The organism is Legionella stuttgartensis (assembly GCF_977063405.2).
The window spans coordinates 1-16269 of sequence record NZ_CDRUHA020000007.1; the positions used below are offsets into that span (position 1 = coordinate 1).

Here is a 16269-nt window from a genome sequence, read left to right on the forward strand (position 1 = left end):
ATATCTTTAGAGAGGAGCCCCCATTTTAGCTTTAAGGTAAATGTCAGATCAAAGTGTGTACTTTGCGCGTACTTTGATCAATTTAAGCCTGCGCCATATTTCCGCGGTTTTATACCCCTGTCAACATCATTGAGATAATGAATAAAAATATCCGCTCCCTCTTGCGCAAATAAGCACGCTACGGCTTTACCAATTCCACTATCTCCTCCCGTGATTAAAACCTTCTTTCCTTTTAACTTATTACTTGCTTGGTAGTTTGGAATTAGAAAAATAGGTAAGGGATGCATTTTTCCTTCTACTCCGGGTTGCCTATTTTGGTGTTGAGGGGGGCGTTGAATCTTATTTTTTTTCATAATAGAAATCCTTTTTTATTCATTTCTTTATTAGAAATCATTTAAAATTCATTTCTTGCCCATTGTGATTTTAGAAAGATAAGCAAGATATTTCTATTGATAAAAGTTAAGATTTATTTAGTCAATTTTGCCCAAATATATCCTATACCTGCCGCAATTAAGACCGAAGTCATGGGTTTATTTTTTATTTTCCATGAAAGATTGTTTACATGCTTCTCTATAGATTGTTCAAATTCGCAAACTTTGTTCAAACCTTCTTCCAATATTTGACATGAAGCATGTTCTAAATGCTCTTTTGCTGTTAATGAGGCTTCTTTGTTGTATTCGTCCATGTGTATCTCCCTAAGATAATATCTCTAAATATAGTCGATATTTTTTAAATGAAATTTTATAAAAACCTTAATTAATACTAGTCATTTTCCTTAGATTGACTGGGAATTGGAATTCAGGAACTATGCTAAAGCTGTATTAACTCACAAAGGAAAGAAAAATGAATAACCAAATGGATAAAGAGAAATTACAAAAGCATCATACATCAGCAGCAGAGCATCATAAAAAAGCTTATGAGCATCATAATGAAGCTGCGAAACACCACCAATCTGGAGAGCATGAAAAAGGTCATCACCATGCACATTTAGCTCGTGGACACCAAGAGCACGCTCACCATCACTCTTCAGAAGCAGCAAAGCACTCAGCTGGGGATGAGCGTAACAATAAATAAGAGAATTTAAATCCACGAATTTGCTCTTCTTTAATTGTATGTTTTAGTTAAACCCTTCACATTTAGGAGAACATTGTGAATAAAGATATTTTTCAAGGAAAGTGGGAAGAAGTAAAAGGAAAAATGAAAAAAACTTGGGGTAAATTAACTGATGATGATTTTAAAGTTATTGAAGGGGCTCATCAAGAAATTTATGGAAAATTACAAAAGCACTATGGTTACTCGAAAGATGAGGCTGAGAAAGCGGTAAAAGATTTTCGAGATCAATTATAAGATAAGGATTAACATGAAAAAATTAATTTTAGCTGTTTTTATATTATCATCCAATGTAGGTTTTTCAGCTACGGATATGAATACTAATTGGAACTGTACTACCAATGCGAGCAGTAGTGATGTAGCTGCAGATAAGGCCGCCGATGATCAAATGGCTAATAAGCAAGGTCCAGTAGCAGATTCCTTTGCTTTTGCAGCAAAAAACTGTAGAGATTGTACTAAAATCACCTGCGAGCAGAAATAAATAAAAGTTAGACTAGGATTTCAAAAAAATCTTAGTCTAGTTACTTATCTTTTAAAAGTGGAATAATTTTATGAGTGAATCTATAAAAAATTCAAAACCTCAAACGCCACCTATGGAAGATCCTCCTTTGCCCGATTTTTATGAACCTAGTCCAGGTCAAATACCCCCTAACTCCACTCCAAAGGATAAGGATTATAAAGAAAAGAAAAAGGAAAAAATCAGAAGGAAAGATAAATAGATACTCTTTTTCAATAGCCACCTCTCGGTGGCTATTTAGATTGATTATTTTTTTAAGAGTCTTGAGATGATAAATCCTATTCCTCCTGCAATAAGCAAAGAAGTTAAAGGATTTTCTTTTACTTTTTGCAGCAGTTCATCTGCATACTCTTCTACACATTCTTCCATGTTGTTAAATTGTTTTTTACTTTCTTGATACATGTCCGACATAGAATCTTTCACTTGCTCGGTCATCGATTCAGCTTTGTCTTGAGCATTAGCACTATACTCATTTAATTTATTTTTTATTTCAGTAGTCCCTTTATTCATATCCATTTTAGTCTCCAAATCATATTCAAATATTGCACTGCACCATCTAAGACTAGCCTTCTATATCTTTTTGTCAACGTTAAATAAGGAAAACCCCTTAAGATAAAGGCTATACCTAGGAAAGAAAGTTTGGATTAAATTTAGAACTATAATAAATAAAATATTCTTTCAATAAAGAATATTCTCACATGGACGCTTTACTTTGACGAAAAAGGAGGTTGCTATGAGTAAAGGAGATAAATCAAGTTATACAGATAAACAGAAACGTAAAGCTGAGCACATTGAAGACTCTTATGAGAAAAAAGGAGTTTCTAAAAAAGAGGCTGAGGAGCGAGCTTGGCGTACTGTAAATAAACAAGATGGGGGCGGTAAGAAAAAGTAAGCCTCTAAGAGGTCTTAAATTCATTTAAGGCCTCTTTAAAAGCTCTAATTTTAAAAATTACAACTTATCTAAACCAAGTGATTGATTCACACTCCAAAAATCGTTCCATGGATCTTCTTTTAAATTTTTTAATCGGAGTAGTAAGCCTCTCATGTTAAACGTATTATCCTCCATCCGATCACTTAGTTCTTCCCAGGAAAGAGGAGTCGCAATAGGTGCATGAAGATGGGCTCGTGTAGAATAAGGTCCTATGGCTGTTGCAGTTTTTTGATTGCGTAAATAATCAACAAATATTTTCCCCGATCGTTTTGATTTAGTCATTTTACTAATATAATTTTCCGGTTTTATTTGTTCTAAAAATTGGACGAATACCTTCGTAAAGTTCTTTATTTCTTCCCAATCATATTCTGGTCTTATAGGTATCACGACATGTAATCCTTTTCCTCCAGTGCTTTTTACAAAAGATTGAAGATTATACTCTTCCAAATATTTACGGACTTCGCGCGCGCCTTCAACGACCTTTCTCCAAGGCACGTCAGGGGCAGGATCTAAATCAAAAATGATTATATCCGGTTGATCTAAATGGGAAATAGTACTTCCCCATGGGTGAATTTCTAAAACGCCCATTTGTATAAGACTTAACAGACCTTGCTTATCATTTAAATAAATATATTTCTCTATTTCATCTTCATTTTCTATCTCTACTGGATGAAGCGCTTTGGGAGTACCCTTGTTATAATGACGCTGATAAAAACAGTTCCCATAATCAGAAGGGCAGCGCACCAGCGTTAAAGGTCTTAACGTGATGTAAGGCAAAATGTAATCACTTACAGCGTCATAATAATCGAAAAGATCTTGCTTTGTTATATTATCCTCCGGATAGAGAATTTTAGAAGGATGGGTTAATTTAACGATATTTTGCGTTTTTGTTTTTGGATGTTCTTCTTTTATCTTTTCGACAGGTATTTCACGCTCTCTAATAACTTCATTTGCTTTTTTATCAAGTCGCATTCCTTTAAAACTAGGATGCCGTAAATGTCCATCTTGAGTCCATTCAGTAAACTCAATTTCAGCCACTAAGGTTGGCTTAACCCAAGTTGCAGTAGTATATCCCGGTGGATTCGATGTAAATGGGTTTTTTCGAGCTTTGTTTTCCACTAGCTGCTTATGAATCGTTTTCAAAGTAGATTCGGTAAAGCCTGTCCCTACATTACCTGTATACTCCAGTTCTCCTTTATCATTGAAAACACCTAAAAATAGAGAACCAAAGGATTGGCGCCCCCCTTTAGGGGGGGTATATCCTCCGATTACAAACTCCTGACGTTTTAGGCATTTTATTTTTAACCAATCTTTAGTGCGCTTGGAGGTGTACGTACTATCCATTCGCTTCGAAATGATCCCTTCTAAACCATATTGACAGGAATGTTCAAACATTAATTGACCTTCTTTGACAATATGATCACTAAAAGTCAAAGTTGAAGATTTAAAATTTAAAATATTTTTGAGAATAGATTTTCTTTCAATTAATGGCAGAGTTCTTAAGTCATATTGATCAAAATAAAGAATATCAAATAAAAAATATACAAAATTACTATTTTTTTTATTTTTTATTGCGTTTTGTAACAATTGAAAATCTGATTTTCCTTCTTTGTCTAAGAGAACGACCTCTCCATCCAAAATAATATGTTCATAGGGTAAATCTTTGATTGCTTCTGCTATAGAAAATAAATCGTCAGTCCAATCCTTATTGTTGCGTGATTTTAATGTGACATCATTCCCTTTCTTAAATGCTAAAATCCTATAACCATCAAATTTAACTTCGTGAAGCCAGTTTTCTCCACTCGGCGGTGTATCCACTAAAGTTGCAAGTTGGGGAGGGATAAAATGAGGAAAAGCCACCTTAGTTAGACCCTCAGGGAGTAAAATGACAGGGGGGGGCGATTTGAGCTGTGTACGTGTTTTTTTCCTGTTTTTAGAGTCACCACTCTCCCAAACATCTTCTGCATTTTTAGCAATTTGTTCCATGGTTTGATTGGTTTTAATACTTTTATTTAATTTCTCAGTTATCTTATAATCCGCCTGTTCTTTTGCATATTCATCATCATATTTTATTAAAAACCAATGTTTTTCATCTTTAAAGCGTATTAAATCCCATCGGCCTTTTAACTTTTCTGCATGTAACTCAAATCGCAAATGCCCTTTTTCATAAGCTAAGTAAGGATCGGGGTCTAATGGCTCCCATGTACCTTTGTCCCACAGCATTACGGTGCCTCCACCATATTGCCCTTTGGGAATAATTCCTTCAAAAGCCCCATATTCGATAGGATGATCTTCAACATGCATAGCCAATCGTTTCACTTTCGGATCCAGGCTAGGGCCTTTAGGTATGGCCCAACTTTTTAAAACGCCCTTAAGCTCAATACGAAAATCATAATGCATATGGCTGGCGGCATGCTTTTGAATAACAAATAAATAAGAATCTTGGGTATTTAGTATTCCCTTCGGTTCAGGAGTTTTAGAAAAATCCCTTTTTTTATGATAGCGTCCCAGTCCCATGAGCTTCTCCCTTAATATGTTCATCTCCATTTGGGTCTTTTATTTATATTTTAGACTAGGGATATCCCATAACTTGTTTTTTCTATAAAAATAATAGAATTTAATTAAATACTTAAAAACTCAATGTAATTGCTAAATTGTACCTTTTTGGTAATGATTTATAAAAAATCAAAGGATTGAAATGATTCGTAAAGAATTAACTGAGATTATTTCATTTTTAAAATTAAATAATCTCAAATTAAGCACAGCGGAGTCTTGTACCGCGGGCTGTATTATACATTTATTAAGTAAAATACCTAAGAGCGGAGAGGTTTTAGATACGGGTTTTGTTGTCTACTCAGAAGAAGCTAAATTAAAAATTCTAGGCGTAAAAAAGAAAACCATCGATGAGTTTAATCTTACTAGTGAAGAGGTGGCACGGGAAATGGCGGAGGGCGCGCTGAAGTTATCCTGTGGAAATATTGCTATATCAACAACAGGTATTGCGGGTTCTAAACCCATTGATGGAATCATACCCGGTACAATTTGTTTTGCTTGGTTAATAAATCACGAAAATAAAAAAGTAATATTTTCGGAAACCGTTATATTTTCAGGATCAAAGTCGAAAAAACAAAAATTAGCTGCATTATATTCTTTAGAGAGAATACCCTTTTATTTTAATAAACAGATAAAGGATATGTCATGAAAAAATATATTAAGAAAGCGCGTCAATTTTTTCATAGACTAGGTCCAGGTCTTATAACGGGCATTTCTGATAATGATCCTTCTGGAATTGCAACCTGCGCTCAGTCAGGAGCTAAGTTTGGGTTTGGACAATTATGGTCTATCTTACTGATGCTACCGCTAATGACCGCTATTCAAGAAATGTGTGCTCGCATTGGGGCTACCAAAAATAAGGGGATAGCTTCTACGATTCAAAAATATTATGGAAATAAGTTATTAATACCTTTAGTGTTCTTTTTATTTATAGCCAATACAATAAATTTAGGCGCTGATTTAGGAGCAATGAGTGCTGCTCTAGCATTACTTATTCCAATAAGTAACTATATTTCCTTGGTTTTTTTTACGGTGATTATTCTTTTTTCGGTTATTTATTTCAAATATGAGATGTATGTTAAAATTTTAAAGTGGCTATGTGTTTTTATCCTAGTTTATCCGATTTCACTTTTTATCGTGGAAACGCCCTGGAGCGAACTTATTAAAAATACTTTAATACCCAATATTACGTTCTCAAAAGATTATTTTTTTATGTTAACTGCTTTATTTGGTACGAGTATTTCTCCCTATATGTTTTTTTGGGAGTCATCCCAAGAAGTTGAGGAAAATAAAAAGAGAAAAATTTCTAAATCTAATGGTTTGGTGCAAGTATCCGCTATAAGAATGAGTTCTTTAAGAAAAGATAACTTTTTTGGTATGTTTTTGTCGCAAATTTGTACGTGGGCGATAATTGCTGTTATTGGAATTACCTTACATACTCACGGAATTAAAAATATTCAAACTGCAGCTGATGCTGCTAAAGCCTTAGAGCCAATAGTTCAGGGTTTTCCTTATGCTGGGTATATCGCCAAATTAATTTTTTCCCTGGGGATAATTGGGCTTGGAATGCTAAGTGTCCCAATCCTAGCTACTTCCTCTTCTTATGCGATTGCTGGCTTATTAAAATGGAAAAATGGACTGTTTCATGACTTCGATGAAGCAAAATGTTTTTATGGAGTCATTATTTTATCTTTTATAATAGGATTAATAATGAATTTATTGCATGTCAATTTAATCCAAGGATTAATAATTGCTGCAGTAATTAATTGCATTGTGGCCTTGCCGCTTATTTTTATTATCCTTCTTATTTCAAATAACAAAAAAATCATGGGTAAATATAAAAATAAATGGTTATCTAATACGCTAGGGTGGCTCACTTTTGTGCTAATGACTTTTTCTGTAATCTTGATGTTTTATTCCTTTTTCTTTTCCTGATTCGCAATTCCAATCTGTCTTGTTTTAGGTAGATATTCGGAATATTTTTCTTGTAAAATATTAAAAAACTGCTCTCTAATTTCAGCGCGGAATTCTGAAATTTTTTCACCTTCAGTGGTGCTGACTTGAACACGAATTTGAACTGAGTTTTCCTCTAATTTATTAATTAATATTCTTTTAATATTTTTATCCCAATAAGATGATTTATTTAAAACCTCATCTAATTCTTTTCGCAGAACTGAAATAGGTAGCAAATAATCAATATAAAAATAAACACTTGTAATTAAGCTATTTCCTTTTCGTCCAAGACTTTCTACTTTATTTTCTAAAAAGTAACTGATTGGCATAATCATACGATGATTATCTTTCATACGTAATAGAACATTTGTTAGAGTAATCTCTTCAATAATGGCCCATTGTTTATCAATAAATAACGTATCACCGATTTTAAGAGAACCATTTAAGATAATCCAAAATCCTGAAAAGATTGCACTTAATGTTTTTTGACCTGCAAAACCTATTATCGCAGTTAAGAATCCTGCAGAAGCTAAAAGACTAACTCCCATATTACGTACATTGCTGAAGCTCATTAAAATAGCGGCAATTGCTATAAGGCCAATAACAACAAACCCTATATCTTTCAACAAATGCATTTTGGTATATATTTCAGTAACCTGTATCCGTGTTTCTATTGATAAGGAGCGCATTTTTTGTTCGTAAATATCTTCCAGGGTATTTAAAACTTGGATTCCTATCCAGCTGATTGCCAAAATTAGGGTAATCGTAAAAATTTTATTAGCATATATCATTTGTTTTAATGGAAGGAGCATTGTAAATAAAATATTTAGCCACACTAAGATAAAAATAATTTTTGAACTACTTTTTATATTTTTTAATATTAATGCTAAGGAAGAATTTGAGACGCTCAATTTTTGAGAGTAATACGTACACGTGAAAATGAGTAAGTTATATAATGCCAGAAGTATTGCTGTAATTATAAGTAAATTGGCTGCCTTTTCACTAATAATGAAGAAAACCGACCAGCTTTGCAAAGATGGATAAACGTTTAGGAAGCTAGTAAGTAAAAAAATTAAACTTAAAAATAAAAGAATAAGCGGCCATTTAACAGAGCGCCAAATAATTCGTTCTTTTAAGTTTTTTTTCTTTATAATCGGCTTCATAGCTTCTCTTCCATAAAGTGATCGTTAAAAATTTAAAAAAGAGATTTGATAAAAATATAAGCTTTATAGGTTAATAAAAGGGCTGCACGTAGTAGATAAAAAAGTATTAAGAGATATATTAAACTTAAAATAAACGTCATTAGGATAAGAAATCCATCTCGTTCAACAATTCCCATTGATATCATAATGATAGCCGAAGAAGAAATAAAATCCACATAAGGAGCAGGCAACATTAATAGAAAGCTCAATATAAATATAAAAATTACTAAAAAATATCTAATAATTGGGGAACTAAGAAATGTAGCTCTTTTTTTAATGTATCGTTCTAGAAATTGAATGTATGGAATTATTTTTAAAATACCCTCATTTATATTTGAAGGTACTTTCCTTTCTTTTAATTTCGAAGGGAGCCAAATTTTTTTGCGACCTGCTAATAATTGCACACTAATTAACGCAATCATCAATCCAAAAAGGGCGGAAAATCCAGGAATAAAAGATAATGGAGTAGCAGGAGGTATTGCTAATAATATAATCAAAAAGAAATTATCTTTTTGATTAAATTTATCTAATAATTGCTCAAAGGTAATTTCTTTGGAATTTGATCCAGTAGCTAATTTTTTTAAGCGAGTGGATATTTTCATTTAAGATCTTTTAGCATCATTTCAAAATCCTTTTACTATAATTTGGAAAACCCAAAGGTTTTTAGTCTCATTAATTTCTAATTGTTACAAAGTATATTTGTTATTATTTTAAATTCAAATTAAGAAAACTTATTATGGAAGATCAATTGGATTCTTATTCTATTTTTTATGGGGATGACTCGATTCCGGGTATTTCTCGTGAAAAAAATAAAGATTCATTTATATATTTTGATCCCAACGGAACTAAAATAACCAATAAAAAAACATTACAAAGAATAGCTTCTTTATGTATTCCGCCTGCTTATACCCGTGTGTGGATTTCTCCTTTTGAAAATAGTCACATCCAAGCCACCGGGCGAGATATTAAAGGGAAAAAACAATATTGCTATCATCCGCTGTGGAAAGTAATTAGAGATGAAAATAAATTCAAATCTCTGATACCTTTTGGAAGGATGTTACCTATCGTTCGTAAAAAGGTAAAAAGAGAATTAAATAAACCAGCATTAATGAATAAACCCCAGGTCATATGTGCAATAATTTATCTTTTGGATAATTTTTTTATAAGAATTGGTAATACAATATATGAAAAATTAAATAACTCTTACGGAATAACTACTCTAAGGAAAAAACATCTAGAATTAAGTTCTACAAAAGCTATTTTGGATTTTAAAGGTAAAAATTCTCATCCATGGCATGTCATTCTGAAGGATAAAAAACTTATTAAGATTTTAAAAAAATGTGAGTCTATTCCAGGTTATAGGTTATTTAAATATTTAGATGAAAACAATAATCCTATAGAAATTAGCTCACAAGATGTTAATTTATATTTACAAAATTTAACTCAATGTGACTTTACAGCAAAGGATTTTCGTACGTGGGCAGCATGTAAGGAAGTGCTCTATCGTTTATCTAAAATTAACTATGATGCAGAACAATTAAAAAATATTATATTAGAAGTTGCAGACTTATTAGGACATACACCTACTATTTGTAAGAAATGTTATATTCTACCCGAAATAATTAATCAATGGAAAAAAAATAATCTTGAACTTTGGGTGAAAAAACATCCGACATTAAAAGAAAATAAAGATCGTTTATTATTAAAGTGGTTAGAAGAGAATATAAACGACATTAAATTTTAGATTTAAAGTTAATATTAATTTTAAATCAAATTAAAAATAAAAAATTATTTTTAATTGCGTCAGGGAGGAATCATAATGCTTTCTTATATTTACTCAATAAATCAAGATCATGGTTTAATATATATTTTCATTCGCGCTATTTTACTCTTAATCTTTTGTACCCTAATTTTAAGATTTGGAAATAGACGCTTTAAATTAAATAGTTCTTTTGATCTATTAGCTATTGTAATTTTGGGAGGATTAATTAGTAGAGGAATAACGGGTCCAGCTACTTTAATTTCTACTCTTATAGGAGTATCCGGTATCGTAGTAGTACATAAAACCTTGGCTATTCTTTGTCGAAAATTCTCATTCTTTGAAAATTTCTTTAAAGGAGAACGGTATCTTCTTATAAAAAATGGGACTCTTAAACACAAAACATTAAACCAATTAAATATCACCGAAAAAGATATCACAGAACAGATGCGGCAACAGATAAATCGCTCTTCTTATAAAAATGTTATTTCTGCCTATTTAGAAAGAACAGGTCAAATTTCCTTTGTCTTAAAAGAGTAATTATTAGGGATAAACTTAATTGCGAGATGTTTAAATTACTCTACTCTTATAAAGGATGTATAAAATTCATTTTTAAAAGGAATCGATATGAATTTACTTCTATTTATCATTTTAATTGTTATCCTTATAGGCCTTCTACCTACATGGCCTTATAGTTCTGGATGGGGGTATTATCCCAGTGGCGGTATTGGATTAATACTTCTTATTTTAATTATTGTATTACTAGCACGCGGTGGTTAGCAAAGGGCCGCTTGGCCCTTTTTTCTCTACAATTGTCAAAAATAATACATTTTTCATCTGAGTTATTTTTTATATGTCCTATAATGTCTAATGAAAAACCACAGGAGAGAAATTATGGAAAATTTTAATATAGTAAGAACAGAGGATGTCAAAGGAAAAGACGTAAAATCACCTGAGTTAGAATCTCTGGGAGAAATTGAAGAAATTGTACTTGATAAATTCACTGGGGAGGCAAGATATGTGGTTTTATCTTTCGGTGGATTTTTAGGGTTAGGTGAAAAATATTTTGCCTTTCCTTGGAAAAGTATCAGTTACAATCCTGATGAAGAGTGTTTTATTTTAAATATTAATAAATCAAAACTAAAAAAAGAATATGGATTTGATAAGGATCACTGGCCCGATATGGCAACATGGCCTAAGACTATAGATGCCTACTATGATCCATTAATATAAAAACAAGAAAATAAAACGGCGCTGAAATTCGGCGCCGTTTTATTAAATTTTGGTGTAATTTTTTGCCCCTCAAAAAACTATACTATAATTTATAAAATATGATGAGAAATGAACACATCACGTTGTTTTCAAATACCAAAAGTGGCTGGATAGTAGTAAAGAGGGAGCCACATCAAAAGCAAGTTTACCATTTCGAAATCAAAAGAAGCTGTAGAGTGGGTATAAAGATAGGCATGGAAATGATCCACGAAGTATTAAGGCTAAGAAATAAATAACTCAAAATATTATTTCATATATAAAACTAGGGGAAAGTAGCTTACAGTACTCGAGCTAGAACTGGACAATTAATAAAAGCTTTTCGTGGTCAATCTTATTTTTAAAGAATTTATAATTGGGAGTAAGAGAATGGCACGATCAATATGGAAAGGCGATATTTCTTTTGGGCTTGTATCAATTCCTATTTCTTTGATTTCTACAGAAGAAAATAATGAAATCCATTTCCATTTATTGAATGCAAAAACTAAGTCGAGAATAAAATATCAACGAGTGGATGAGAGCACAGGAAAAGAAGTAGGATGGGAAGATATTGTTAAAGGGTATGAATATGATAAGGGTAGTTATCTTATAGTAAATGAAGAAGCATTTGAAAAAGCGAGTCCTGAATTATACAAAACAATAGATATTGAAGAATTTGTGGATTTAGATGAGATCGATAGTCTCTACTTTACTAAACCTTATTATTTAATCCCTGAGGGAAAAAATAAGAAGGCATATGTTCTACTTCGTGAAGCATTAAAAAAAACAAATAAAGTGGGGGTGGCCAAAACAATATTGCGCACTAAAGAATACTTAAGTCTAATTCTTCCACATCAAAACACTATATTGCTTTATTTAATTCATTTTCAGGATGAAATACGTTCAGAAGAAGAGTTAAATGTTCCTAAAGAAGAGGTCAAAACTTATAAAATTTCTGAGAAAGAAATTAAGATGGCAATGGATTTAATAAAGGATATGTCAAATAAATGGGAGCCTGAAAAATATCATAATGAATATAGGGAAGTTTTACAAAAATGGTTAGATAAACAAACAGAAGCTCTTTTGAAATCAGGTAAAAAGGTTACTAAAGCTGCAAAAAGCCACGATTCAGTAATTGATTTTGTATCTCTTCTAAAAGAAAGCATGAAAAAGAAACCTGTTAAAACCAAAAAATCAGGATAGAAACAAATTCTTTAATCCAAAGGTTTCGATTTAATGAGTACATCTGCTGTTCAATCATGCAATATCAAGAATGAAAAGTAAAAATAGTTTGAGTCAAGACTATTTTTTTAAATTTTATTTGTATAACATAGCTATGTTCTAGCTTTCGTCAAAGTCTTGACTCCCTGTGGATATTTATCTCCATCCAAAAATCAATTAACAATCTCCTGAACGGATAAGTCTTGCTGCGCTTGTTTTGTTTCTACTGAATTTTTCAGTTATCTTATTTAAGTTATTCACAATTTCTGTGGATAAGTCTGTTTATATGTGGGTTAATTCTTTGTGGGTAGATACTACTCTTCTTAGTCCACTTTGAGTTGCCCAAAAATGAACCATCAATGGATGGAACAGGGGAATTTCCTGTAGCATCTGTGATTTAAGAACGCTTCATTTAAGTTGGAGGTTTGATTCTTCTGTCTTTTCTGGCATTTGAAAGTCTTTTTTATCTGGGAGACTTTTTAACTCCTCTGCTGATGGAGACAAGGAGCCACCGGTAAACTCCTGTTTGCTGCCGTCAGGTCCTGGTTTATAGAGCTTTCCATCGCCATTTGAAAAAGCAATGACTTTATTGGTTTTGTCATCAACCATCAGAAAGCTTCTTCCTTCTTTGGCTTCCTCTTGAAAAAATTCTGCCATATCCTTTTCTGATTTAAACGTCATACTTAAATTTCCGTCTTTATCTTTCTTGGGTTGATTTTGTTTGTACCAATCGTCGGAACCAAATTTTTTATCGAAGGCTTTAAGAAGTTCATCAGTATGTTCGCTTTGAATTTTTGCAGATCTTTTCTGACTCTCAGTAAGCTTATCCAAAGCAGTTGCAATTTGTACCTCTGGTTTGGCTACACTGCCTGAAGGAGATGATAAACTTAAACCATCCTCCCTGTTACTTTGCGCCTGTTGAACCGCTTTTGCTTCGTTTCTATTATGTTCACAAATATCAACATAATCTTTATACGCTTTTTTACTGGCTTCGTCGTTTTGCGCTTTGATTTGAGTATATTTTTCATAGGCCTTATCTTTGGCATCTATATAATCCTGATGGCGTTGAAGGTATTCTTCATAACTGATTTTTCCTTGGGCTTGAAGTTCTGAGTCTTCAGCATGTTTTTTATCAAGAGCATCCCAGGTTTTTTGTGCTTCTTCATAGGCAGCATCTGATTTGGCGTTGTTAAGATTATATGTACTCTTATAAACATTATAGGCTGCTTTATTGGTTGCCTCTATCGCATTATGAAGACTTTGAGGATAGTTAGATAACTTCATTGCCTGTTTTAATTTTTTTTCAAGTTCACGTTGCAGTCGTAGATATTCTTCCAAATATTTTTTGTGAACTTGTTCGCTTTTTTCTACTGACATGATTATTAGATAAGCAGGTATTCATAATAAAATTATAGGCAATTAGTTAAAGATATTTGAGCGTTTTGAATATTTACTTAATTTGAAGTTGCTTTAATGGGGCTTAACAGTTATTTCGGAATTAACTATTAGCCCCAGTGGGTTACCATAAATAATTAGCTTTCTATGGCCATTTTATTATTATCCAATTGATTTTACTAATGTATCCTTGTTCGTGATTCATCTTTCTTTAATACTTTTTTATAATGCATTTTCTTATTATCTGTCTTTTTAATTGTGGTAGATTTTTTAGAGCGTTCTTTTTCTTGTAAAGAAAGGAATAACTGTTGTTTTAAATAGTGCATCTGTTCTTTTATGTCATAAGCTTCCTCTCTAGATAGAACTTTTTTTGCTTTATCAAAAATAGTTCCTTCTTCTTCACTGACATGGTGTTCGACAATTCTTTTTAACTTATTAACTTTATTTACCCAGGGAGCACCATATTCTGTTGAATGAAGAATTAATTTAATTTGATTTTCAATTTCCTTATGTTCTTTTTTTCCATGAGTCGCTTCTTCTTTAGTTAAATCATAGTGTTTTAAGGCTTTATAGAACGTTTCTTGCTCAGAATGAGCATGTATAAGGAGTTCTTGAGCAATTAAAGCAACAATTTGCTTTCTACGGGTTGGAAGCTCAGATTGTTCAAATTGATCGAATAAATGAGCTACATGATCATGGTCCATTTTTAAATATTCATAAATATCCATATTAATTCTCCTATTAAGGGGTCATTACTACTTTAATGCATCCATTTTCTCTCGCATTAAACGTTTCATAAGCATCAGGAGCATTTTTTAATTTAATACGGTGGGTGATAATTTTAGAAGGGTCAATTGCTCCATCCAAAATTTTGTTTAACAGAAGTTTCGTATATCGTGGTACGTGTGTTTGTCCCATCTTAAAGGTTAAACCTTTATTCATAGCCATTCCTATAGGAATGTTGTCTAAATTTCCTACATAAACACCTGGGATGGATAAAGTTCCCCCTTTCGCACAGCATTTTATTGCTTCTCGCAGAACATGAGCTCGCCCTGAGGTCATGTAAGCCGCTTGCTTTACACGATCAATTATAGAGTCGTAGGAAGGGCCTACATGAGCCTCACATCCTACGGCATCAATACATGAATGAGGTCCTCTTCCTTTTGTCATGACCATTAAAGCCTCATAAACATCTTCCTTTTCAAAATTAATAATTTCCGCTCTTCCATAAGTTTCAGCCAATTTTAAACGCTCTGGTACGGAGTCAATGGCAATTACCCGCTCAGCTCCTAACATCCATGCGCTTTGGATAGCGAATTGGCCTACTGGCCCACAACCCCATATTGCCACAATATCACCAGAGCTAATCTGACAATTTTCCGCAGCCATGTAGCCAGTAGGTAAAATATCGCTTAAAAATAAAACTTTTTCGTCTTCAATATCGGAAGGTACTTTAATAGGGCCAACATCAGAGTAGGGTACTCGAACAAATTCAGCTTGCCCCCCTGAATATCCACCTAATAAATGTGAATAACCAAACAATCCTGCAGGAGATTGCCCTAGTTGTTGTTTAGCTAATTCACTATTGGGGTTGGAACATTCGCATAGAGCAAATAATTTTCGTTTACAAAAAGAACATTTACCACAAGAAATGGTGAAAGGAACAACTATTTTATCACCTGCTTTTAATTTTTTATTTCCAGGGTGCACATCTACAACCTCTCCCATAAATTCATGGCCTAAAATGTCTCCTGACTCCATAGTAGGCATCATATCGTTATAAAGATGTAAATCCGAACCACAAATTGCAGTAGATGTAACTCTAATTATGGCATCTTGCTCATTGATTATGTGGGGTGCGGGAACTGTTTCTATTTGAACATCATGCTTTCCATGCCAACATAGTGCTTTCATAATTAGCCCTCCTCATCCGTGATTAATTGGTTGCTATTCATTAGAGTTTAGTTTAAGCTTCACCTGTTTTGTTAAGGAATAGAATAAAAGATGGGCTGAAATTGCTCTATTTGATTTTTATTTGACAAAACGTGAATTAAATATTATATTTAGAAACGTGGTTAAGAAATTTTCCTCATTTCCCTATTAGCAAAGCACCGTATGGTGATTTGTAAGAGCTCAATATTAATAAAAATAGTAGATTTTTTCGATAAATATCTTCTTGTATTTAATCCCTGAGCAAATTATTCAGCGAAAGCGAAACATTATAGCCTTTTGGGCGCGATCATTAATAAATGAAAGACAAACTGTGTGGGCACTTTGAATAACCTTTGAGTGCTTAGAAGTATAAAGAAGTAAAGAAGCTGGTTTTAAACTAGCACAGGAATTGAACTGAAGAGTTTGATCCTGGCTCAGATTGAACGCT

General features: G+C 32.7%; 21 protein-coding genes. 12 read left to right on the top strand and 9 right to left on the bottom strand.

Annotated elements, in window-relative coordinates:
- Positions 1 to 77 precede the first annotated feature (77 nt).
- Positions 78 to 353 (bottom strand): Rossmann-fold NAD(P)-binding domain-containing protein, encoded by a 276-nt coding sequence (locus ACWTEW_RS01935; RefSeq protein ID WP_454783539.1) that lies wholly within the window; start codon positions 351 to 353, stop codon positions 78 to 80.
- Positions 354 to 466: 113 nt separating this feature from the next.
- Positions 467 to 685 (bottom strand): hypothetical protein, encoded by a 219-nt coding sequence (locus ACWTEW_RS01940; RefSeq protein WP_454783540.1) that lies wholly within the window; start codon positions 683 to 685, stop codon positions 467 to 469.
- Positions 686 to 843: 158 nt separating this feature from the next.
- Between ACWTEW_RS01940 and ACWTEW_RS01945 the strand changes: the two genes are divergently transcribed.
- From ACWTEW_RS01945 to ACWTEW_RS01960, 4 genes are all read left to right on the top strand, one after another.
- Complete coding sequence (locus ACWTEW_RS01945) at positions 844 to 1074, top strand: hypothetical protein (RefSeq protein WP_454783541.1); 231 nt, start codon at positions 844 to 846, stop codon at positions 1072 to 1074.
- 75 nt (positions 1075 to 1149) lie between these two features.
- Positions 1150 to 1347, top strand: coding sequence for a CsbD family protein (locus ACWTEW_RS01950; RefSeq protein ID WP_454783542.1), 198 nt, complete (start codon positions 1150 to 1152; stop codon positions 1345 to 1347).
- 13 nt (positions 1348 to 1360) lie between these two features.
- Entirely contained in the window at positions 1361 to 1591 is a 231-nt protein-coding gene (locus tag ACWTEW_RS01955) for a hypothetical protein (RefSeq protein WP_454783543.1), read from the top strand.
- A gap of 70 nt (positions 1592 to 1661) precedes the next feature.
- Complete coding sequence (locus ACWTEW_RS01960; protein ID WP_454783544.1) at positions 1662 to 1829, top strand: hypothetical protein; 168 nt, start codon at positions 1662 to 1664, stop codon at positions 1827 to 1829.
- Between the two features lie 44 nt (positions 1830 to 1873).
- Here the strand turns inward: ACWTEW_RS01960 and ACWTEW_RS01965 are convergent, their stop codons facing one another.
- On the bottom strand, positions 1874 to 2143 hold the full coding sequence (locus ACWTEW_RS01965) for an ElaB/YgaM/YqjD family protein (protein WP_454783545.1): 270 nt from the start codon (positions 2141 to 2143) through the stop codon (positions 1874 to 1876).
- Between the two features lie 217 nt (positions 2144 to 2360).
- On the opposite strand from ACWTEW_RS01965, the gene ACWTEW_RS01970 reads away from it, so the two are divergent.
- Positions 2361 to 2519, top strand: a complete 159-nt coding sequence (locus tag ACWTEW_RS01970; RefSeq protein WP_454783546.1) for a hypothetical protein — start codon at positions 2361 to 2363, stop codon at positions 2517 to 2519.
- 57 nt (positions 2520 to 2576) lie between these two features.
- Here the strand turns inward: ACWTEW_RS01970 and ligD are convergent, their stop codons facing one another.
- Positions 2577 to 5075, bottom strand: a complete 2499-nt coding sequence (gene ligD / locus ACWTEW_RS01975) for a DNA ligase D (RefSeq protein WP_454783547.1) — start codon at positions 5073 to 5075, stop codon at positions 2577 to 2579.
- Positions 5076 to 5256: 181 nt separating this feature from the next.
- Between ligD and ACWTEW_RS01980 the strand changes: the two genes are divergently transcribed.
- Entirely contained in the window at positions 5257 to 5760 is a 504-nt protein-coding gene (locus ACWTEW_RS01980; protein ID WP_454783548.1) for a CinA family protein, read from the top strand.
- Entirely contained in the window at positions 5757 to 7046 is a 1290-nt protein-coding gene (locus ACWTEW_RS01985; RefSeq protein WP_454783549.1) for an NRAMP family divalent metal transporter, read from the top strand. Before ACWTEW_RS01980 ends, ACWTEW_RS01985 begins: the two co-directional genes overlap by 4 nt.
- Here the strand turns inward: ACWTEW_RS01985 and ACWTEW_RS01990 are convergent.
- Positions 7025 to 8227 carry a mechanosensitive ion channel family protein gene (locus tag ACWTEW_RS01990; RefSeq protein ID WP_454783550.1) on the bottom strand — a complete coding sequence of 401 codons (1203 nt, stop codon included), beginning with the start codon at positions 8225 to 8227 and terminating at the stop codon, positions 7025 to 7027. The genes ACWTEW_RS01985 and ACWTEW_RS01990 overlap by 22 nt on opposite strands.
- Before the next feature lie 32 nt (positions 8228 to 8259).
- Entirely contained in the window at positions 8260 to 8868 is a 609-nt protein-coding gene (locus ACWTEW_RS01995) for an exopolysaccharide biosynthesis protein (RefSeq protein WP_454783551.1), read from the bottom strand.
- Between the two features lie 134 nt (positions 8869 to 9002).
- Here ACWTEW_RS01995 and ACWTEW_RS02000 point away from each other — a divergent pair, with 134 nt between their 5' ends.
- The 5 genes from ACWTEW_RS02000 (at position 9003) to ku (ending at position 12476) form a co-directional block, all read left to right on the top strand.
- Positions 9003 to 10010 carry a DNA topoisomerase IB gene (locus tag ACWTEW_RS02000; RefSeq protein ID WP_454783552.1) on the top strand — a complete coding sequence of 336 codons (1008 nt, stop codon included), beginning with the start codon at positions 9003 to 9005 and terminating at the stop codon, positions 10008 to 10010.
- Positions 10011 to 10085: 75 nt separating this feature from the next.
- Positions 10086 to 10565, top strand: a complete 480-nt coding sequence (locus ACWTEW_RS02005; protein WP_454783553.1) for a DUF421 domain-containing protein — start codon at positions 10086 to 10088, stop codon at positions 10563 to 10565.
- An 87-nt stretch (positions 10566 to 10652) separates the two neighbouring features.
- Positions 10653 to 10805 (top strand): DUF3309 family protein, encoded by a 153-nt coding sequence (locus tag ACWTEW_RS02010; RefSeq protein WP_454783554.1) that lies wholly within the window; start codon positions 10653 to 10655, stop codon positions 10803 to 10805.
- Positions 10806 to 10919: 114 nt separating this feature from the next.
- The gene (locus ACWTEW_RS02015) at positions 10920 to 11258 is read left to right on the top strand and encodes a PRC-barrel domain-containing protein (RefSeq protein WP_454783555.1); all 339 of its coding nucleotides are present in this window, start codon (positions 10920 to 10922) and stop codon (positions 11256 to 11258) included.
- Between the two features lie 360 nt (positions 11259 to 11618).
- A complete protein-coding gene (ku, locus tag ACWTEW_RS02020) occupies positions 11619 to 12476 on the top strand; it encodes a non-homologous end joining protein Ku (protein ID WP_454783556.1) in 858 nt (285 codons plus the stop codon).
- A 426-nt stretch (positions 12477 to 12902) separates the two neighbouring features.
- On the opposite strand, the gene ACWTEW_RS02025 is transcribed toward ku, so the two are convergent.
- The 3 genes from ACWTEW_RS02025 to ACWTEW_RS02035 form a co-directional block, all read right to left on the bottom strand.
- Positions 12903 to 13871 (bottom strand): hypothetical protein, encoded by a 969-nt coding sequence (locus tag ACWTEW_RS02025; RefSeq protein ID WP_454783557.1) that lies wholly within the window; start codon positions 13869 to 13871, stop codon positions 12903 to 12905.
- 197 nt (positions 13872 to 14068) lie between these two features.
- Entirely contained in the window at positions 14069 to 14617 is a 549-nt protein-coding gene (locus ACWTEW_RS02030) for a hemerythrin domain-containing protein (protein ID WP_454783558.1), read from the bottom strand.
- A 13-nt stretch (positions 14618 to 14630) separates the two neighbouring features.
- Positions 14631 to 15803, bottom strand: coding sequence for a zinc-dependent alcohol dehydrogenase (locus ACWTEW_RS02035; RefSeq protein ID WP_454783559.1), 1173 nt, complete (start codon positions 15801 to 15803; stop codon positions 14631 to 14633).
- Positions 15804 to 16269 lie beyond the last annotated feature (466 nt).